The organism is Okeania sp. SIO3B5 (genome assembly GCF_010692555.1).
Lineage (GTDB): Bacteria > Cyanobacteriota > Cyanobacteriia > Cyanobacteriales > Microcoleaceae > Okeania.
On sequence record NZ_JAAHHG010000089.1, the window covers coordinates 1 to 18,874 of the forward strand.

At 37.2% G+C, this 18,874-nt stretch carries 20 protein-coding genes and 1 pseudogene; 6 read left to right on the forward strand and 15 right to left on the reverse strand.

Annotated elements, in window-relative coordinates; all coding sequences use genetic code 11:
* Positions 1-254, forward strand: a 254-nt coding sequence (locus F6K54_RS14380) for a hypothetical protein (RefSeq protein WP_293078569.1), incomplete at its 5' end; no start/stop codon positions are given.
* Between the two features lie 74 nt (positions 255-328).
* Here F6K54_RS14380 and F6K54_RS14385 read toward each other — a convergent pair.
* Positions 329-1,072: a sulfite exporter TauE/SafE family protein gene (locus tag F6K54_RS14385; RefSeq protein WP_293078571.1), complete on the reverse strand. Its 744-nt coding sequence runs from the start codon at positions 1,070-1,072 to the stop codon at positions 329-331.
* Positions 1,073-1,187: 115 nt separating this feature from the next.
* Positions 1,188-4,454 carry an AAA-like domain-containing protein gene (locus F6K54_RS14390; RefSeq protein ID WP_293078573.1) on the reverse strand — a complete coding sequence of 1,089 codons (3,267 nt, stop codon included), beginning with the start codon at positions 4,452-4,454 and terminating at the stop codon, positions 1,188-1,190.
* Positions 4,455-5,331: 877 nt separating this feature from the next.
* Between F6K54_RS14390 and F6K54_RS14395 the strand changes: the two genes are divergently transcribed.
* The 4 genes from F6K54_RS14395 (at position 5,332) to F6K54_RS14410 (ending at position 9,718) form a co-directional block, all read left to right on the forward strand.
* A complete protein-coding gene (locus tag F6K54_RS14395) occupies positions 5,332-6,327 on the forward strand; it encodes an aspartate carbamoyltransferase catalytic subunit (protein ID WP_293078575.1) in 996 nt (331 codons plus the stop codon).
* A gap of 765 nt (positions 6,328-7,092) precedes the next feature.
* Positions 7,093-7,575: a molybdenum cofactor biosynthesis protein MoaE gene (locus tag F6K54_RS14400; RefSeq protein WP_293066176.1), complete on the forward strand. Its 483-nt coding sequence runs from the start codon at positions 7,093-7,095 to the stop codon at positions 7,573-7,575.
* A gap of 813 nt (positions 7,576-8,388) precedes the next feature.
* Positions 8,389-9,045 (forward strand): sigma-70 family RNA polymerase sigma factor, encoded by a 657-nt coding sequence (locus tag F6K54_RS14405; protein ID WP_293078577.1) that lies wholly within the window; start codon positions 8,389-8,391, stop codon positions 9,043-9,045.
* Between the two features lie 139 nt (positions 9,046-9,184).
* Positions 9,185-9,718 (forward strand): anti-sigma factor, encoded by a 534-nt coding sequence (locus F6K54_RS14410; RefSeq protein ID WP_293078578.1) that lies wholly within the window; start codon positions 9,185-9,187, stop codon positions 9,716-9,718.
* A gap of 134 nt (positions 9,719-9,852) precedes the next feature.
* On the opposite strand, the gene F6K54_RS14415 is transcribed toward F6K54_RS14410, so the two are convergent.
* From F6K54_RS14415 to F6K54_RS42935, 4 genes and pseudogenes are all read right to left on the reverse strand, one after another.
* The gene (locus tag F6K54_RS14415) at positions 9,853-10,140 is read right to left on the reverse strand and encodes a gamma-glutamylcyclotransferase (protein WP_293078580.1); all 288 of its coding nucleotides are present in this window, start codon (positions 10,138-10,140) and stop codon (positions 9,853-9,855) included.
* Positions 10,141-10,205: 65 nt separating this feature from the next.
* A pseudogene (locus F6K54_RS14420) lies at positions 10,206-11,517 on the reverse strand (RNA-guided endonuclease InsQ/TnpB family protein).
* Between the two features lie 235 nt (positions 11,518-11,752).
* Positions 11,753-12,049, reverse strand: a complete 297-nt coding sequence (locus F6K54_RS14425) for a hypothetical protein (RefSeq protein ID WP_293078582.1) — start codon at positions 12,047-12,049, stop codon at positions 11,753-11,755.
* 245 nt (positions 12,050-12,294) lie between these two features.
* Positions 12,295-12,510 carry a ribbon-helix-helix protein, CopG family gene (locus F6K54_RS42935; RefSeq protein ID WP_366558137.1) on the reverse strand — a complete coding sequence of 72 codons (216 nt, stop codon included), beginning with the start codon at positions 12,508-12,510 and terminating at the stop codon, positions 12,295-12,297.
* A 358-nt stretch (positions 12,511-12,868) separates the two neighbouring features.
* On the opposite strand from F6K54_RS42935, the gene F6K54_RS14435 reads away from it, so the two are divergent.
* A complete protein-coding gene (locus F6K54_RS14435; RefSeq protein ID WP_293078585.1) occupies positions 12,869-13,705 on the forward strand; it encodes a hypothetical protein in 837 nt (278 codons plus the stop codon).
* 476 nt (positions 13,706-14,181) lie between these two features.
* Here the strand turns inward: F6K54_RS14435 and F6K54_RS14440 are convergent, their stop codons facing one another.
* From F6K54_RS14440 to F6K54_RS14480, 9 genes are all read right to left on the reverse strand, one after another.
* Entirely contained in the window at positions 14,182-14,463 is a 282-nt protein-coding gene (locus F6K54_RS14440) for a toll/interleukin-1 receptor domain-containing protein (protein ID WP_293078587.1), read from the reverse strand.
* A gap of 134 nt (positions 14,464-14,597) precedes the next feature.
* Entirely contained in the window at positions 14,598-14,795 is a 198-nt protein-coding gene (locus F6K54_RS14445; RefSeq protein WP_293078589.1) for a hypothetical protein, read from the reverse strand.
* Between the two features lie 9 nt (positions 14,796-14,804).
* A complete protein-coding gene (locus tag F6K54_RS14450; RefSeq protein WP_293078591.1) occupies positions 14,805-14,948 on the reverse strand; it encodes a hypothetical protein in 144 nt (47 codons plus the stop codon).
* Between the two features lie 121 nt (positions 14,949-15,069).
* Positions 15,070-15,495, reverse strand: coding sequence for a PIN domain-containing protein (locus F6K54_RS14455; protein ID WP_293078593.1), 426 nt, complete (start codon positions 15,493-15,495; stop codon positions 15,070-15,072).
* Complete coding sequence (locus F6K54_RS14460; protein WP_293078595.1) at positions 15,495-15,845, reverse strand: hypothetical protein; 351 nt, start codon at positions 15,843-15,845, stop codon at positions 15,495-15,497. The genes F6K54_RS14455 and F6K54_RS14460 overlap by 1 nt, the downstream gene beginning before the upstream one ends.
* 462 nt (positions 15,846-16,307) lie before the next feature.
* Positions 16,308-16,643, reverse strand: coding sequence for a XisI protein (locus tag F6K54_RS14465; protein WP_293078597.1), 336 nt, complete (start codon positions 16,641-16,643; stop codon positions 16,308-16,310).
* Positions 16,631-16,969, reverse strand: coding sequence for an element excision factor XisH family protein (locus tag F6K54_RS14470; RefSeq protein ID WP_293078599.1), 339 nt, complete (start codon positions 16,967-16,969; stop codon positions 16,631-16,633). Before F6K54_RS14470 ends, F6K54_RS14465 begins: the two co-directional genes overlap by 13 nt.
* 133 nt (positions 16,970-17,102) lie before the next feature.
* Positions 17,103-17,240: a hypothetical protein gene (locus F6K54_RS14475; RefSeq protein ID WP_293078601.1), complete on the reverse strand. Its 138-nt coding sequence runs from the start codon at positions 17,238-17,240 to the stop codon at positions 17,103-17,105.
* On the reverse strand, positions 17,200-18,483 hold the full coding sequence (locus F6K54_RS14480) for an SUMF1/EgtB/PvdO family nonheme iron enzyme (protein WP_366558138.1): 1,284 nt from the start codon (positions 18,481-18,483) through the stop codon (positions 17,200-17,202). Before F6K54_RS14480 ends, F6K54_RS14475 begins: the two co-directional genes overlap by 41 nt.
* Between the last annotated feature and the right edge of the window lie 391 nt (positions 18,484-18,874).

An 18,874-nucleotide genomic window follows, 5' to 3' on the forward strand; every position in this document is an offset into this window, starting at 1 on the left:
TAAATAACGACGGAGGAGTCAGGAGTCAGGAGTCAGGAGTCAACCCACCCCTAACCCCTCCCAGGAGGGGAAGACTGAAGTTGGAAGAAGGAAGAAGAAGAACTGGAGTTGAAGGAGAAAGTTTTTTTATCACGCTATTATCCGGACATGATATTATAGCACTACAAGAATTGGTTAGGACATTTTTCAATCCTAAAACCCTTTTACAGTTAGCTATTCCCTGTTCCCTATTCCCTATTCAAATAGCGTTTTAACATAAAATTAGCACCAGCAACACCATAGTTTTTCTGCCATAGCGAATATGAAATGCAACGTATATTCTGAATAGCTAAATAGTTATAAACCTAATAATTAAACTTAAACCAACGACCAACAAAAACAACAAAACCATTGTGCGGAATTTCTCCTCTGGCAACCTTTTTCTCAACCTGCTGCCAAGATTGATACCCATGGCAACTGGCAAAATACCCACTACAGCAATACCTAACAGAGATGGTTGAAGCAATCCAATTTTGCCAAGTAGAAACAGCATAATCATACTTGAAAGAGTAAAAGAAAGATTGATCGCTTGTACAAAAGTCTCCTTATTTAGGTCTAAAGTAAGTAAGAATGGTAAAAGAGGCATAATCTGAGAACCTGTAATGCCATTTATTACTCCTGTTGTAAATCCTACCGGAACAGTCAGCCATGTTCTCATTTTCTCAGAAAGGATAATAGGTTTTGAGCGCAATGCCCATAGAGCATAGAAAAATAAAATAACCCCCAGAATAGCTCGACTAATTGCACCTTCTATGGAATTAAGAACATATACTCCCAGAAGTAAACCTGGGAAAGTGGAAACATAAATAAGCCAGAAATTACTAAGTGCATCTTGAAACTTTCCAGCTTGTGCCATCACCAGGAGGTTACTTGAGAGGGAAGGTACGATAACTAAGGGTATAGCTATTTTTGGATCGAGAAAGGTTGCTATGATAGGCAAGCATATAGTTGAAAAACCCAGTCCTGTAATTCCTTTGAGAAAAGCTGCAAAGAAAAATGATAAAAATATGGAAACCACTGTCTGGAGATTCATTTGTTATATCATGTCCGGATAATTAGTTATAAAAAAACTTTCTCCTTCAACTCCAGTTCTTCTTCTTTCTTCCCTCTTTACTCCTGACTCCTGACTCCTGACTCCTGACTCCTCCTTAGATTTCACAGATAAGTCGATCGCCCTCACTGACATTAGGATTAGTTTGCAAATAATCATATACCTGTTGACAAGCTTCTATCAACAAATTATCCAGATTCAAATTCCATAAAATAATCTTGCCATTGGCATCAGCAGAAGCTAACATCTGACCGTCTTGACTAAAACTCACACTCAAAACATTCGCCTGATGAGTATTCAAACTTTTGAGCAAAGTACCATCAAAATGCCACATCCTCAATATCCCATCTGTACTACCAGAAACCAATATCTGACCATCAGGACTGAAGTCAATGCTATTAACCTGCCCTGTGTGTATGAAAGTATGTAGAAGTTTTCCATTTTTTAGCCAAAGTTTGACAGTGCCATCACTACTAGCAGTAGCTATTTTTTTTTGATCGGGGCTAAACTTAATTTCTCGAATTTCCGAACCGTGAGCTTCTATCGTCAAAAGTAATTCTCCTTCATTGCTAAGAATTTTTACTGTGTTGTAATTAGCAATAGCTCTCATTTTGCCATCCGAACTCCAAGCTGACAATTTTGGCACCTTTCTATTTTGAGTGCCCAATAATTTGCCGTTTTCGGTTTGCCAAATTTTAAAACTTCGATCGCTACTTGCCGAATAAAGCTTTTTGCCGTCTTTGCTAAACTCAATTTTGTAGACCGGAGAATTATGCCCTATTAATGGCTTCAACCTATTGTCAAAGTTCCATAAAATCACAGCTTCGTCAGCACCAGTTGAGGCAAGGATGTTTTCAGTAGGGCTAAAACTGACACCATAAACGGGAGCATTGTGTCCCTTAAAAACCCGTAGCAACTTACCATCTAGACTCCAAAGTTTAACAGTATTGTCATAACCAGCAGAGGCAATAGTTCGATCGTCAGGGCTAAAACTGATACTCTGAATTAGACCATTATCTCCTTCTATTATTTTGAGTAGTTCAAATTTTTTGTTTTGACGACTCCACAGAGCGATCGCTTTACCACTTGTAGATGCTAATAGTTGCCCATCTGAACTAAAATTGAGACTTTTAACTGAAGCATTATTGTTTTTTAGGGTTTGAAGTAACTCGCCAGTTTCTAGATGCCAAAGTTTGATAGTTTTGTCGGTTCCACCAGAAGCCAATAATTGACCATCAGGACTAAAACTGACACTTTCAACCCAACCACGATGTCCGCCCAGAGTTTGTAGTCTTTGACCATCTTCACTCCACACAATTACGCTACCATCTGCACTTGCTGATGCTAATTTTTTACCATCTGGGCTAAAACTGATATCTCTGACTTTGTGTTGATGTCCGACCAGAGTTTGTAGTAGTTTACCCCCAAGACTCCACAGTTTAATTGTTCGATCATGGCTAGCAGAAGCAAGTAATGGTTTATGGGGATGGAAGCTAATATTACGAACTTCGGCATCATGGCCTGTAAATGTTTGCAATAATTTTCCTTGAGTATTCCATAGTCTGACTGTTTTATCGTCACTAGCAGAAGCAATGAGTGTACCAGTAGGGTTAAAAGTGACGCTAATTACTGTGCGTTCATGTCCATGAAGACGGTTACGCTCTTTTGACAAGTAAATTCCTTGATGTAAAGCCATTATTACTCGCATTCTGGTATCTGCACCAACACCCCATGATTTTTGGAGTTTTTTTCCTGCTTTTATTTTTGCTATTAAAGCATCTAAACCACGGTCTGATTCAAATAGTGTTTCTGAGGAAATACTGAGTAAGTCTAGTTGAATTTTTCTCTCACTAATTAGGGATTTAATTAAAAATATACCTGTTAAAATAGCAAGAATAGCCATGGCAATACTACTAAAAATAGCTATTCTTAGTCGTTGACGTAAAACTTTATTTATTTCTAACTGGGAACGTTGTTTTTCTTCTTTAAGTTCATTTTCTTGGCTAGCAGTTAAGAATTTATAGTCTTTGTTACTTAAACTTTTATTTGTTGCCCATAGTTGAGCATCTTGTAATGCTTGACCTCTTAATAATCGAGATTTATCTTGATAATTAGAAGTCAACCAAGCTGTTATTGCTTCTGAATAGGGACGTAATTTTTCTAGCTCTTCTTCTATCCATTCTAAGTTAAATACTTCTTGATAGATGCGATTATAAACTCTTAATTTATTGCCTCGTTTTACTACTAATCCTGATAAGCATAATTGGGTTTGTTCGAGACTAGAATCAGTATCAATTTCTCCCTTATTTAAAATTTGTTGATAAAGTCCTAATAATCTATTAGCTGTTTGTTCATCGTTCAGGAGGCGATCGCTAATTGTTCTTAAATGTGGTGGATCATCAATTGATTGCCAATTTTCAATTATTTTTTGTCTGACTAAGTTTTCTACAAAAGCAGTCTCAGGAGAATTTATGTTTTTTTCTACTATCTTATTCCCAGATGTTACAGTGTTTTTTGTGTCTGTATTTAATCCTCCATCGTTATTTTCAACTAATTCTATTTCTATATCTTTTCTTTCTAATGAAGATTGGGGTGAATATAACTGAATCAACCGACAAACTTTTTGAGTTAAAAATGGTTGCCCTCCTGTCCAATCCAAAACTGCTGAAATTACTGCCTCAGAATCATTAACTTTTTCTATTAAGCCTAAAGTTAATGGTTGAACTTCATCTATTTGAAAACCTGTTAATTCAATTGCTCGACCAATATTAAAAGGAGTACGTTGTTTATCCCTAATTAAATCTGAAGGGGTGGCAACTCCTATCATTACAAATGTTATTCGTTCATATTTTGGTTGATTTGCTCGTCTATTATTGAAATTTCTAATAACAGCAAAAAAATCGTCAGCAGTAAAAGGTAAATTTAATATACTATCAACTTCATCAACAAAAATTACTATTTTTTGAGGAATTTTATTTAAGAGGAAATTATCGATAAACTTGTAAAATTTTTTTGTATGAGAGAATTGACTATGAGTTTCCCACCAACGATCGAGATTAAAAATATGATTTAGCTCTAAACTACTAACAATACTATCAATTATTCCGGCATACCATTGTTCATTAGTAATTTCAAAAGTACCAATACCTGTCAAATCTACACTAGCACAAAGAATATCTTCTGCTTGTAATCTTTGAATTGTTCTAACTCGCAAACTTGATTTACCCATTTGTCGAGAGTTTAGTACAAAACAAAACTCACCTGCTTTAATTGCTTGATAAAGCTCTTCGTCAGCTTTTCGTTTAACATAACTAGGAGCATCATTGGGTAAACATCCACCTAAATGATATTGGTAATTACTCATAAAAAAAATTAGGCAATATAGCTGCCACTAGGCTCCTTCAACAATTAATAATTAATAATTAATAATTAATAATTACCGAATAATTAACTAATTAATAATTAAATAATTCTGGTTTAAAGCCTCCCCTTTTAAGGGGAAAAAAGCGGTCGAGGGATGGCGATCTTCGGAGCGGCTCTGTCAAGAGCGGGTCTCCTCGCCATATCCAATCGACCAAGAGAAGAAATAATATTTCCTTATATTCAATCAAGAGCGGTTTTAACCAGAGGTAATTATCAATTATCCATTATCAATTATCCATTAATGAACTCTTCTTTTCAAGGAGAGGATGGACTCAAAAGAAATTTGTAAGCATTTCCTGCGGAATGCTGCGCAAACAGCTATTAGCTTTCAGCTTTTAGCTTTCATAAGAGGGTTTAAATGAATATAGACTTTAAAGCAGACTTTGGTAGTAAATATCAATTATACCTCAATTAGTAAAGCTTTTATCTAAAACTAAAAGTAATAGCTAAAGTGCTGATAGCTGACGGCTGAATGCTTACGGAATTTTTTTTCTTGTTTCTCCTTAAAAGGAGAGGCTTTAAGCCTTAATTATTCGGTAAAAACTACTTTTTTATTGTTTTTTTTGTCATATTTTTTTTGCCGAATCATTAATAATTAATAATTAAATAATTCTGGTTTAAATCCTCCCTCTTTTAAGGAGATAAAAAAAGAAATAATATTTCCTTATATTCAATCAATAAAGGTTTTAAGCAGAGGTAATTATTAATTATCCATTATCAATTATAAATTAATGAATAAAACTATCTCTATAACCCCTATAATATTAATCAAAACCAATTAATTAACTGATAATCATCTCACAAAAGTTGAATTGAAAATGTCTACAAACCTCTGGACTCGTCGTCATATTTTATCTCTAGCAGAATTTACACCCAATGAATATAATATTGTATTACAAACAGCAGCTAGTTTTCAAGAAGTTTTAGGTCGCCGGATGAAGAAAGTACCTGCATTACAAGGTTTAGTAGTAGCAAATTTATTCTTTGAACCTTCTACACGCACCCGCAATAGTTTTGAACTAGCTGCTAAACGTTTGTCTGCGGATACTCTAAATTTTGCCCCTGGTTCTTCTTCTCTGAGTAAAGGAGAAACTATCCTGGATACAGCAATGACCTATTTAGCAATGGGCACAGATATGATGGTCATTCGACATCGTGATGCTGGAGTTCCCGCAGCGATCGCTTCGGCAATGGATCGCAATGGTTATGGAGTACGAATTCTGAATGCTGGAGATGGTCAACATGAACATCCTTCTCAAGCTTTACTTGACTTATTTACTATCTGTATGTTGTTAGATTCAACTCAACCTAGAATAGAACTTTTAGAGGGAAAAAAAATTGCTATTGTGGGAGATATTCTCCACTCTAGAGTAGCACGATCTAATATTTGGAGTTTGACGGCTTCTGGTGCCGAAGTACATTTAGCTGGAACACCTACTTTACTACCTAAATATTTCGCCGAATTTGGCAAAAATAGACCGAGTAAATTATTTGTACATTGGGATATTAAACCAGCTCTAGAAAAAGCTGACTTTGTCATGACTCTACGTCTACAGAAAGAAAGAATGAGCGAATCTTTATTGCCTAGTTTACGAGAATATCATCAATTATTTGGTATTACACGCGATCGCCTCAAGCTTTGTCAACCAGGAGTCAAATTATTACATCCTGGACCTGTGAACCGAGGAGTAGAAATTAGTTCTGACTTAATGGATGACCCTCAGTTAAGTTTAATTTCTCAACAAGTCACCAGTGGTATTGCTGTACGAATGGCTTTACTATATCTTTTAGGTGGAAGCAAAACAGAATCTTGAATATAGTTAAGTATTATATTGGTGAGGTCATTTCAGTTATAGCGCTGTGCGCAGGCAACAGGCAACAGGCAACAGCTCATCTGGGGGAATAAATTGCTGATAATATAAGACTTTTAGCTATTTGGCCACTCCTACAATTTGTAAATACACCAGCGCTCATTGCTATATCATATCATGTTCGGTTGAATACTTACACTTTGGAGGAAGGAAGGCAGCTATGCTGGAGGCAGGAGGCAGAAGGGAAGAAAGGGTTAAAAGGGATAAAGTTTTTTTATAACTGATTATCCGAACATGATATCAGTTATCAGTCATCAGTTATCAGTATCTCTACAATAAGGAGGCTTGACATCAGGAATATTCTATTTTTTTATCCCCTTAAAAGGGGCTTTAGACCAGAATTTTTCGGTAAAAAATTACAGATTTTAGAGAATAAGGAACAAGTAACATAAAAAGGAGAAATAAATGTGTACTGTTCTCTAAAAAATGCCATAATATAATAGCAGTAATATTTTCTTTCTGTAGACAGACATTTTATAGATATTTTGAGTTATACTGTCAGTTGATAAATACCAATATAGACTGCTGAATATAAACACTTATAGTTAAATTATTTTAAATCAAACTACTTGATTTAAACAAGCAAAAATATATAAAAAAATAAAAATTGAAGCAGTAAATAACTCCTGATTTTCCCTAAAAATATATAAACTTTGCTACGTTCGATATAATCTTTAACATGAGTGGAAACCAATTATTAATAATACTATGAATTCTAGTTTAAAAGTACCTTTATCTACCAAACTCAAACCAGAACAAAATCACTTTGCTATTACTATAGCTCCTTTATCTATTGCTGAAATCTACACATTAGCCGATAATCCTGCCAATGGTGCTGTAGTAGTAATGAGTGGAATGGTTCGCAATCAAACAGACGGTAAATCTGTAGTGTCCTTAGAATATCAAGCCTATCAACCTATGGCAATCAAAGTTTTTGAGCAAATTTCTACAGAAATTCGTAGTCAATGGCCAGAAGTCGAGACCGTGGTCATTCATCATCGAGTGGGACGTTTAAAAATTGGTGAAATAAGTGTGTTAGTGGCCATTGGTTGTCCACACCGTTCAGAAGCTTTTGAAGCTTGCCGTTATGGCATTGATACTTTGAAACATACAGCTCCTATATGGAAAAAAGAACATTGGGCCGATGGTTCGAGTAGTTGGGTTAGTATAGGAGCTTGTGAAGAGCAATAGATACAATTAATAATTAATAATTAATAATTAATAATTAATAATTAGGGCTTGCTGAATAAATATCACGCGTATTGACTGATATTGGTTTGAGCAATTTTAGGTCCCGAAATTGTACCAGCTTTTCGGTTAATAGAGTTGAAAAAATGAGTCTCAAAGGGGCAGGGGCGAGGTAGACAAATCAAGAAACCATTATTACAAGGACTTTCTCTATAACTTCCCCAAACTCCTGACTCTTAACTATTCCCTCCATACCTATTTCCCCTCCTGGGAGGCAGGGCTGTTTCAAAGTATTGTAGATTAACGATTTAAGGAGAACGGAAGATGAGGGGATAGTGGAACAGTGAAATTTGCCAAAATTTGCCGATTTTGAGCGCCAATAAGCGTCCCTTTTGCTCTGACTAAAATAGTGAAAAGTCAACTTTTAATCATAAATTAAAAGCCTCTATCCCCGTGTCTCCGTGTCTCCGTGTCTCCGTGTCTCCGTGTCTCCGCGTCCCCGTGTCTCCGTGTCCCCGTGTCTATCGAGAATGAAACAGCCCTGCCTCATGGGAGGGGGAGGGGCGAGGGGTGGGTCCCTATTCCCTGCCTCAGCAAAAAGACTTTTGAGCGCAAACCCTAATTAATTATTAACAATTACCTCTCCTTGAAAACGGAATTGATTGACTAATCATGAAAATTTTTGCTTGTTTCTCCTTGCTCATGAGAGGATTTTTACCTTAATTATTCGGTAAAGCCAAGAATAGGGAACTCTAGAAAACATTTCTCGTCTGGAAACTAGAGCTAAATAACAAAATTATTGAGCCAGTTCCCCTGATGAATCAAAATATATCTGTACCCTGGTCTAAGGTTGAACAAACCCTTTCGCAAGTGGAATTGCCACCTGAAAAACTCTCTAACTACGATCTAGTATTGCGTTGCCAACAAGGTCATCGCCCAGACCGTGCAATCTTTGCAGAACTTCTACATAGATACCAACTCCATGTAGATAAAATTTTGTATCATTTAGCCCCTGAATGGCAAGACCGCTCAGATTTGGCTCAAGAGGTTTGGATTCGTGTATACCGTAACATTAAAAGATTACAAGATCCAGTAAAGTTTAAGAGTTGGCTGAGTCGTATCACAACTAACCTGTTTTATGATGAGTTACGGAAACGAAAACGAGTTACCCCTCCTCTATCTTTAGACGCTCCTCTGGCTTTAGATGATGGTATTATAGATTGGGAGATTGCTACGAATACTCCAGGGCCAGAAGAAGAATTAAGTACACAAGAATTTTATGATTATCTGAGGGATGCAATCTCTCAACTACCAGAGGTCTTTAGAGTAACTATTGTATTGAGAGAAATAGAAGGTTTATCTTATGAAGAAATTTCAGAGATTACAGGAGTTTCTCTAGGTACTGTCAAATCAAGAATTGCTAGAGCTAGGCAAAGATTACAATTACAACTCCAAAAATATCTAGATATTTGATATAGAAATAAGTAATTTAATTTTGAGTAAAAACCAGGTCAAGATAAATCTCTAAATATTAATCAAATTGACTCTACTAAAACAAAAATAATTCAATTAACTTTTCTGAGAAAACATCAAGGTTTTCTGTGGTGTGAATATGAATAAAAATGTTAATTCAAATAACTTAGACAATCAATTTCAGGGTGGAAAAAAAATTATGGAACAAGATAGGTTTGAATTAGTAAGTGCATATTTAGATGGTGAAGTAACTCCATCACAACGTAGAGAAGTGGAACTTCTACTTGCTACAGATCCAGTTGCTAAACATCTTTATCAAAGACTACTAAAACTACATTCTGAATTTCAAAGAATGCCAGTGCCTCCAAAAGTACAACCTGTGGAGATAACAGTAGATCGAGTATTCGATCAAATTGATCGTAGATCAAAACGAAATTTTGTTTTAGGTGGTAGTGCTATTGCTGCTCTATGTATAGCATTTATATCGGGGATAATCTCAAATAGTCGGACTAATATAGTGCAGCTAGCTGAAAATTATAACTCTGAAACTGTACAAATTGCTTTAAATGAGCCTGTAATAGAAATAGTAAATCCTAATAATGTGATGCTAACTATAAACGATCCAGTACTTCAAATTCCTCAACCTCCACTTGCACCATTGAAAAATCAATAACCAACAATAAGGTTGAAAAATTAAAAAAATTAAAGTAGTTGGCAAATTATATTCCTTTAATAGTTGGAATTGGAAAGGCTTATCAAAATAATTGGGTTTTTAAGCCCGCTTTTAACTTCTGAACTCTGAATTCGTCAATGGTTTGTCCAAAATCCACTAGGCAATAATTTACCACCAAATAACTGAACCTTTTCTAGTAACATCAAGTAGCTCCATGCAGTGCATAAATATTCTCCATTAAGTCCAAAGGTATCAATTTTTTGTCTCTGGTACTCGTTTTCTTCTGGAGGGCGTTCAGAATGGTAATCTTCTAATAAGTCCAAGTCTAGCAAAACCTCTGGATTTCTGAATGATAGTACAAATCCATGGACATTCATGTCTCCTTTAGTCATAGCTGGATAGCCAAAAGGCAGTTCGTACAAAAGGCCATGCGATAACAATCCCGCTGGATTAATTCAAGGGTGTTGACATCCTCCCGACGCTGCTCTCACGAGACAGCGCGGGATTCCTTAACATCACTGTTAGGGGCTTTCTGTTTCTTAGCACCAGCCTTCCGGGATTTACTCCCCTCGGGTCTTACGGTCGCTCCACAGACTGACACTGCGAGTCCCGCAGCCTTCGAGCGTGGGCGTTCCCTTGCGTCTGACGCCGACGCGGGTTCCCATCCGCAAAATGTTGATCGAAGCGTTGATGTCGCGATCGTGGTGAGCAGTACACTCAGGGCAATCCCACTCTCTGATATTTAGAGGTAATTTCTCTACTACATGACCACAATTAGAGCAACGTTTGGAACTAGGGAAATATCGAGCAATTTTGACTAATTCCCGTCCATACCATTCAGCCTTGTATTCTAACTGTCTGACTAACTCTCCCCAGTTAGCGTCACTACCCACCCCTCTTGCTCCCCTCCCGGGAGGGGATGGGGGTGGGTTATGATTCTTGACCATGTTTTTTACAGCTAAATCTTCAACTACTATCGTTTGATTTTCACGAATCAGTTGTAGGGGAGCCGTCGGATTGGCGACGTATGTCAGCTTGTGAGTAAAGTCAAGTCTTGAGTCTTTAATCTTGGCGTGTATTCTCGCTACTTTCAGTCTAGCCTTTTGATAGTTATTAGATCCCTTGGTTTTTCTATTTAGAGACTTTTGAGCCAATCTCAGTTTTTTGTGTAATTTGTTGAGATTCTTTGGGTTAGATTTTTTTTCTCCATCACTGGTAGTAACCAAACTGGTAATTCCGCGCGTCAATACCAACTTGTTTGGTTACTGGGTTCAGTTTTAAATCTCTAGGGTCATTGACTCTCAAAGACACTGACCATCTGCCAGAAGGGTTAAGTTTTACGGTAATTGTACTTGGTACACAGTTTTGGGGTAGTTGCCTACTCCATCTGATAGGTAATGGTTCAGCACCCGATCGCTAGATAGACTTGACCATCTTTCCACTTAAATGCGGACTTTGTGAATTCTGCACTACCACCCGGCGCGCTTTTTCTTAAAATTTGGATACTTTGCACGTCCACAAAAGAAGTTGGTAAAAGCTGTTTGTAGATGTCTCAAACCTTGCTGTAATGGGACGCTACTGACTTGTGTGAGGAAATCTAAATCTTCCTGCTTTTTCCAATTCGTAAGCATAGCAGAAGTTTGCTTATACCCTACTCGCTCTTTGTTCTCATACCAAGCTTGAGTTCTAGCAGCTAAAGCCAAGTTGTAGATTAGGCGCACACAACCCAAAGTCCTCCGCAACAGACTTTCCTGCTCCGGAGTTGGGTAAAATCTAAATTTGTACGCTTTTTCAACCATCTACTGCAAAATTTTTCAACATTTACATTTTAACAGATTTATGTGTGAAGCCACAACATTGATTGGCATTCCCATACGGCGCTCCCCTACGGGAGAGCGCGGGTATAAATGCCAACATTTGGATAAATGTAGAAGTGAATGGTTTTTGTTGTATTGCTCCATCCATTACTTTCTCTGTTTCTGCTATTGTGTCGTTAATTTCCTGAAAGAGACGTTCTCTTATCCCCTCTCCAATTTAGTTCAGGAATTGATTTGAAGGTATTTTACTCTTATCTTGAGGTAGGACAATAATCTCTGTGACAAATTTGCCAGTTTCTGTGTCTAGGTGAGAAAAGGAAAGTAGGGGTAGCTGTCCCCACTCAAATTCTACGGAATGGCAGGCCCACATCTGAGGTCTCATTTGCAATAAGTCGAACAAGTCTGCCTCTGGATGCCAAGCTTTCATTGTGAAAAAGATTTCTTCTAGGCCAGGGACCCAAGGATTCTGACGGCCTAGAGTGATTGTTGCTGGTGCTGGCTCGGATTTTTTCATTTTGATTAATTCCTTTATATATGTAAAACGACAAAATGCCGATCGCTTATTGGGCGATCGGCACTAATGATTGGTTTATTCTTCTCTGTGAACTTTTAGATAGTTAAGTAATCCTTGGGTTTCCTCTCTAATTTTCTCTTGTTCTGCCCTAAATTCTGCGATGAAATTATCGCTCTGCTGCTTACGTTCTTGTAGCCGATCGTTGTGTTGACAAACATATTGGAGAAGTCTCTCATCCTGCTTATCTAACCGGCGACAAATTCCCCCAATAAGTTGTACTGCTCCTTCGTCAGCAATAACTTCCGAGGCTCTATTAAGTTCTTTCTGACCAGTTGCTCCAATACGTCGCTCCGGCTCATTTTCGTCCCTTCCCTCTCCTGGTCTAGAGCATCCAAGCAGGTTTGAGTCAAACTCACCGAGGTTGATAGCTTCAGCTCCCCGTACACTGTCTTTCTTGGCATCTTTTTCTTCGTCCATTTTTATTCCTTATTAAGATATTAAGCCTTTTCTTGAAAAATATCTTAGCAAGGTATTGCATATTTTTAAATACCTTGCTAATGTATTGTTATACAAAAAAAGAGAGGGTACTGCCTAACGGAACAGGATTGTTTGAAGCGTCAAATTATTAGGTTTACTAGCTAAACCCATGGTTAATTCTTAGCTGCATCATGGATTAAGCTGGCTTTCCCCCTTAATCCAACGTTAACTGACAAAAACATGACATAGCTTCTCGATATCAATTGCGTGGGGGTATCGTACTTATCCACTGTTGATATTAACCAAGCTTTTTTCTTGATTATTTGCTAGAACTTTGAGGATATGGTTGACTCTAACTTTGTATACCCACCAGACCAAGACGAATTGCCCTTGCCTCCATGGGCACAGGATTGCCTCAACACCTTTTACCAACTATTCGATAACCAAGTCTGGAGAGAAGGTAAGGATGCTATTGAAATATTAAACTTTGAAGCCAAATTAGCACGTCATGCCTATATTCAAGAAGGCATGATATTGAGAGCATTCCAAATTTATAAACTCTATCGTGACTTAGGGTATAAAAGTTTTCAAGATTACTGTCTCAAAGAGGTAGGGAAAAAGGTTTGGCAGTGCAAACAGTTAATAAAAGCAGCCATGACAGGTTGGCACCTACTCTGTGAAGGATTTGAAAAACTACCCAACTGTGTAGCTCAAGCTTCAGTGTTGTTTACTAAAGCTTGCAAGGAAGGAATTGATGGGGATGTCGTAGGAGACTGGCAAAAATGTATAGACATAGCAACTAAGGAGAAAAAACCAATGACCTCGCATTTTATTGAGTCTGTATTAGACCCCGACTCCCACAAAAAGACTAAACAGGTAAAATTACCCTATGAAGTTTGGCAGGCATTCAAGAAAAAAGCTGATCGAGCAGGATTATCGGTTCAAGAGTATTTAGAGCAACTATCTAAGGAAGGAGAGTCGGAGCCTCAAGAAGAAGAATCAACTCTAGAGGATGATACTCCCGCTGAGAATCAAGGACAAAGCCAGTATAGCACAGATAATGACACCAGAACAATATCAACAGTTCATCCTGATAATGGACAGCGGGAGTATCCAGGCAGCAGTGAGATACCTCAAATTAATCGGTTCGACAGACTATCTGACGACCCAATCCCATAATAGAGAGAATACTCCTTATGAGTTCAAGCATGAATCTCAGAGAGTGTATAAACGCCGAAAGGCTGAGAAAAGACTGATATCATGTCCGGTTGAATAATTAGACTTTGGTAGAAGGAAGGCAGGAGGCAGGAGGCAGGAGGCAGAAGGTTTTCTCAAGAGTTTCACCTTGATTTTATACACGCTCCGATGCTACCGGACACGATATGATACGTCGGTATGACGACTATGGAAACATTTATCCAAGAGTATTAGATAGAAGAGTTAAAAAGTGAAACTAATTGACATGAAGCAAGAGTTAGCCAGTGTGAGCATCTTACCTGAACAGGTTATATCATGTCCGGTTGAACAGTGATAAATAAATAACTACGGAGGAGTCAGGAGTCAGGAGTCAGGAGTCAGGAGTAAAGAGGGAAGAAAGAAGAAGAACTGGAGTTGAAGGAGAAAGTTTTTTTATAACTAATTATCCGGACATGATATTAAGGATGAGTTTGGCGACTTATATAACGGTTATGTAAATAATCCATTTCCGCATCTTGCCACTGCCCTATACCATTTCTTCCTATAAACAAGAAAACTATATTAGTATTATCCAGGGTTTCATAAAGCTTTTCTTTCCAAGCATCTCCACCTTTAAATTGCCTTTCATCAAGCCAAGTCCTGATACTCTCCCTTTCCAGCTTTTGTGCGATCGCCCTAACAATTTCCTGATCATTACTGCTATGGGAAAGAAAAACATCAAAATCTTTTGGTTCAGGCATTTATAAACTCCTGTTTTTTATCTTCTCTAATAGCAAATTGGTAAGCTTTCTGATAAGCAATACTGTTATTTATATCCATAAGTTTAAGCGCTAATAACTGAAAAAGCTGATAACTGATAACTGAAACAGGCGCATTATTCCTCATCCTTAACTGCATTCATAAACATTGATACATATTCTTCTTCTGTTAATCCTGTCTGAGCTAATATTTGTTCCATAAATATATCAAATTCTTCCACTGCTTTATTGACAGTTTCGTGACCGATATTATTCAACAACTCTGCTATTTTTTCTTCTGTTAATTCCTGTTGAGGTAATGTTTTTTCCATCATTCCGTCAAGTTATTCTTTGGCTTTTTGGGCTGCTTCGCGATCGCCTATTGGATAATAATAACCAATAGTTTTCCCTTCATGCTCTATAGAAATAAGTTCGTTTTGAGCTAATAAAATTTGTTTTTCTAGGTCGTTTAATTTAACGTTTTTCATAATATTTCGGGTAAATGATGTACAAGGTAAATGTTGAAAATATTGTAGTGCAGGCCGGAATGCCCGCTTCGGGTTGTACCTCTTTTTTATCTTCTAGTGCAGGCCGGAATGCCCACAGTTATTAGTTAATTTGTAGTAATAAGGTTTGAGTTGTCCAAGTCGGACATCCACAACCAAAAAAGTCATAATCTTCTGTCCAAATTGCTGCAGGTAAAGCTAATGCTAGGGCAACTGTTTCCCAATCATTGGGATCTCTAGGAATACGCTTTCTTGCTTCTGCTTCAAATGATTGATAATAAGGCAAAGGGATAGTGACAATTTTCCTATCAATTGTTCCTAGAGCTACTTCTAATTGAAATTGTCCTTCTTCTGGAGTTAAGTTACCTTTATTAACTATCATGGAAACCCGCTTTTGTAATTCGTATTGAGCTTCATTTTTCATCTTTTCAGCTAAGAATAATTCTAAGTTTGGTAAATTAATTAAAGCTCTTCCTCGTTTTTTCAGCAGTTCAGCAACTAAGATATTAGTATCAACAACCAGACGCATTATTTCTCATCCTCAACTGCATTCATAAACATTGATACATATTCTTCTTCTGTCAATCCTGTTTTAGCTAATATTTTTTCCATAAAAATATCAAATTCTTCCACTGCTTTATTGACAGCTTCGTGATCGATATTATTCAACAACTCTGCTATTTTTTCTTCTGTTAATTCCTTTTTAGGTAATGTTTTTTTCATAATTACGTCAAGTTCTTCTTTGGCTTTTTTGGCTGCTTCGCGATCGCCTATTGGATAATAATAACCAATAGTTTTCCCTTCATGCTCTATAGAAATAAGTTCTTTTTGAGCTAATAAAATTTGTTTTTCTAGGTCGTTGAATTTAATGTTTTTCATAATGCTTTTGGCTGTGTTTTGGATTAATGAGTGTCTAGTATAGCAGTTCTTTAATCTATGAGGTACAGTTTTAGATCCCCCCTAACCCCCCTTAATAAGCTATCCCTTATAAGGAACTCCTCAGACACGAGGACACGGAGACGCACCAGACACGGGGACACGGAGAGAAGGGGAGAAGGGGAGCAGGGGAGAAGGGAGAAATAGTCATGATATCTAAGTAAAATTACTTAATTTGTTCAAATAAATGTACTTTTAAATACATTTTCTCTCTAGAAAAAGGCTTTTAAAGTCTTCAACATAATTTGTATATTTTGTCAAGTTTTATGTTAAGAAAGATGTTTATAAAGCATAGCTTAATAAGGGGGGAACGGCTTAAAAAGGGGGGAGCATTCAAAGTCCCCCTTTTCAAGGGGGATTTAGGGGGATCGTAAATGTGTCTCATAACTATGGGAATTGCTATAATTAATTTACTGCAAATTCTGTAAAAGGTCGCACATCTGGCGGATGAAAACCTAAAACAATTTGATTTTTAGGAATACCTCCTCTCAGTAAATCTGATGCTATTCCATCCTCTAAACCATCCCGATGTATCCAGATTTTATCCCCAATAATTTCTATATGAACTAGACATCCATGAACTTGTAAATCATCTTCCCATCCTTGAGTAATTAATAAAAAATCATTCCTATCTTCACTAATAATTAAACGGCATTGTAAATCTCCATGAGCATAGGGAATTTCGGTATATTCTTTGAGTTCCTGTTGAATAATAGCGCGATATTGAGCTAAGGTATCCATTGCCAGACCTCCTGTTTTTGACTTTCAAACACTAATAAATTAATTCTATACTTGTTAATAACTAATTCTCCAATTGGTTCTGAAAAAATAGCTTGATAAGTTATTTTCCGCACTGCTAAATACAACAAAAAATCTGGTTTTACTTCTTCCAATACTGCCCGATAAAGTAAATACTGACCTAAAGCTTGTTCTAAATCTGCAATACTAGAAGGATTTGCAAAACTCTTAATTTCAACAGCTATTTTTTGTTCTGCTTTTTGAGCAGCAATTAATTTACTCAACCCCAAGTCTACAAAGAGTTCTCTGACCAGAAAATCAGGTTTCAAGCCTCCCCTTTCAAGGAGATAAAAAAGAAAATTCAGTATTTCAAGCCTCCCTATTCCATTGAGGTACTGATAACTGATAACTGATAACTGAAATGACTCCCCATTTAAGACGGAATGGGTCATTAGTAACTGTCTATCCATCTTTAATCAAAGCATTTTTCACCACATTATGATAAGTATCTTTTGCTGGCATATCTCCATTTTTTCCTTCTAATTTATAACTTCTGATTTCATTCCATTCTCCCGCGATCGCACACAATACGAAAACCAATATCGAGGATGTGGGTGACGCGCCAAGGGTTGATGTAGCGAATCGCAGAACGGCAGAAATTAGGATAGTTGTTCCAGGAACCGCCACGCACCGGTGAACGACTATCATCACCATTTAGCCAAGGTTTGCCATCACTAGGAGCATTTTCATAATTATCATGCCAGTCATCAGCACACCACTCCCAGAGATTGCCGTGCATATCGCTCAACCCAAAAGAATTAGCTACTTTAAAATAGCCTGCAGGTGTAGTTTGATGACGATATTCTCCTTTTGCTCCTCTGCCGTAAGAGCCAGACCTTTTTTTTTCTTCATAGTCTGTCCCTCGATAATTAGCCAAGTCTGTTGCAATAGTTTCTCCAAAATGAAAGGGAGTTGTAGTTCCAGCACGACAAGCATATTCCCATTCTGCTTCACTAGGCAGTCTGTAATTTCTTCCTGTTAGTTTTGAAAGTCGTTTGCAGAATTCTACAGCTTCATACCAATTTACCTGCTCTACTGGTCTTTGCCATCTATCTATATCTTGGTATGGTTCTTTAAAATGAGAAGGATCTGGGTTCAAATCTAAATTTATTTTCAAGTCTGTTCGGGAGGCAATAGAACTCCATTGCTCCTGAGTAATCAGATAACGTCCCATTAGAAACTCCGAGATAGTTACATTATGTTGAGGTCTTTCATTATCGGAACTTCCTTCTTCTGACTCTGGTGCGCCCATTGTAAAGGTTCCATTAGGGATTAAAAACATTTCCAGGGGAACGTCACCAATATATTCCTTGTAGCCTCGAAACTTTTGTTTTTGACGTTTTATGCGAAAACGATGCTTTTGCTGGACTTTAGGAAATATATTCCATAACTTTCTAATCTCACCATGATCTAAACTATCAATACTAATGAAATGAAAATCTTTTAAGTAATTAGGAATATTATCAGCACTAGCTCCAGGTAAAAGTATGGGAATAATTTTAGGACTTTTCTTTTTACTGCTTATGTAGCGTCTATGTAAATAGCTCATTTCTATTTCTTGCCAAGGCCCTAAACCATTTGTTCCCAGACAGAAGAAAGCTATCTCAGTTTTATCAAGGGTTTCGTAGAGTTTGCTTGACCAATAATCTCCACCTTTAAATTGCCTTTCATCAAGCCAAGTCCTGATACCCTCCCTTTCCAGCCTTTGTGCGATCGCCCTAACAATTTCTTTGTCATTACTGTTATGGCAAAGAAAAACATCAAACTCTTCTGGTTCAGGCATTTATAAACTCCTTTTTTTTATCTCCATCAGGACTTACGCAAAGGCACTATTTATAGAGTTCAAGTACTATTGTCCAATAGTTTTGAGCGCTATATATAGCGTATCTGCGTAAGTCCTATCCATCATAAAAACTTCTGACTTCTGACTTCAAACTTCTGACTTCATTTTATCTCCATCAGGACTTACGCAAAGGCACTATTTACAGAGTCCAAAGACTATTGAACAATAGTTTTGAGCGCTATATATAGCGTATCTGTGTAAGTCCTATCCATCATAAAACCTACATTCCGCACGACAAAATGTAGTATAAAGAATCCAGAATCCAGAATCCAGAATCCAGAATTCAGAAGAAAATAGTAGTGGTGATAATTGAGTATTTATACTTAATACT

Coding starts and splice junctions, on each gene's coding strand:
- F6K54_RS14450 (WP_293078591.1), bottom strand. CDS start 14,948: ATGAAAAACGTTAAATTAAACGACCTAGAAAAACAAATTTTATTAGCT.
- F6K54_RS14395 (WP_293078575.1), top strand. CDS start 5,332: ATGTCTACAAACCTCTGGACTCGTCGTCATATTTTATCTCTAGCAGAA.
- F6K54_RS14455 (WP_293078593.1), bottom strand. CDS start 15,495: ATGCGTCTGGTTGTTGATACTAATATCTTAGTTGCTGAACTGCTGAAA.
- F6K54_RS14400 (WP_293066176.1), top strand. CDS start 7,093: ATGAATTCTAGTTTAAAAGTACCTTTATCTACCAAACTCAAACCAGAA.
- F6K54_RS14425 (WP_293078582.1), bottom strand. CDS start 12,049: ATGAAAAAATCCGAGCCAGCACCAGCAACAATCACTCTAGGCCGTCAG.
- F6K54_RS14435 (WP_293078585.1), top strand. CDS start 12,869: ATGGTTGACTCTAACTTTGTATACCCACCAGACCAAGACGAATTGCCC.
- F6K54_RS14445 (WP_293078589.1), bottom strand. CDS start 14,795: ATGATGGAAAAAACATTACCTCAACAGGAATTAACAGAAGAAAAAATA.
- F6K54_RS14390 (WP_293078573.1), bottom strand. CDS start 4,454: ATGAGTAATTACCAATATCATTTAGGTGGATGTTTACCCAATGATGCT.
- F6K54_RS42935 (WP_366558137.1), bottom strand. CDS start 12,510: ATGCCAAGAAAGACAGTGTACGGGGAGCTGAAGCTATCAACCTCGGTG.
- F6K54_RS14405 (WP_293078577.1), top strand. CDS start 8,389: ATGAATCAAAATATATCTGTACCCTGGTCTAAGGTTGAACAAACCCTT.
- F6K54_RS14465 (WP_293078597.1), bottom strand. CDS start 16,643: ATGGATACCTTAGCTCAATATCGCGCTATTATTCAACAGGAACTCAAA.
- F6K54_RS14440 (WP_293078587.1), bottom strand. CDS start 14,463: ATGCCTGAACCAAAAGATTTTGATGTTTTTCTTTCCCATAGCAGTAAT.
- F6K54_RS14480 (WP_366558138.1), bottom strand. CDS start 18,483: ATGCCTGAACCAGAAGAGTTTGATGTTTTTCTTTGCCATAACAGTAAT.
- F6K54_RS14460 (WP_293078595.1), bottom strand. CDS start 15,845: ATGAAAAACATTAAATTCAACGACCTAGAAAAACAAATTTTATTAGCT.
- F6K54_RS14385 (WP_293078571.1), bottom strand. CDS start 1,072: ATGAATCTCCAGACAGTGGTTTCCATATTTTTATCATTTTTCTTTGCA.
- F6K54_RS14410 (WP_293078578.1), top strand. CDS start 9,185: ATGAATAAAAATGTTAATTCAAATAACTTAGACAATCAATTTCAGGGT.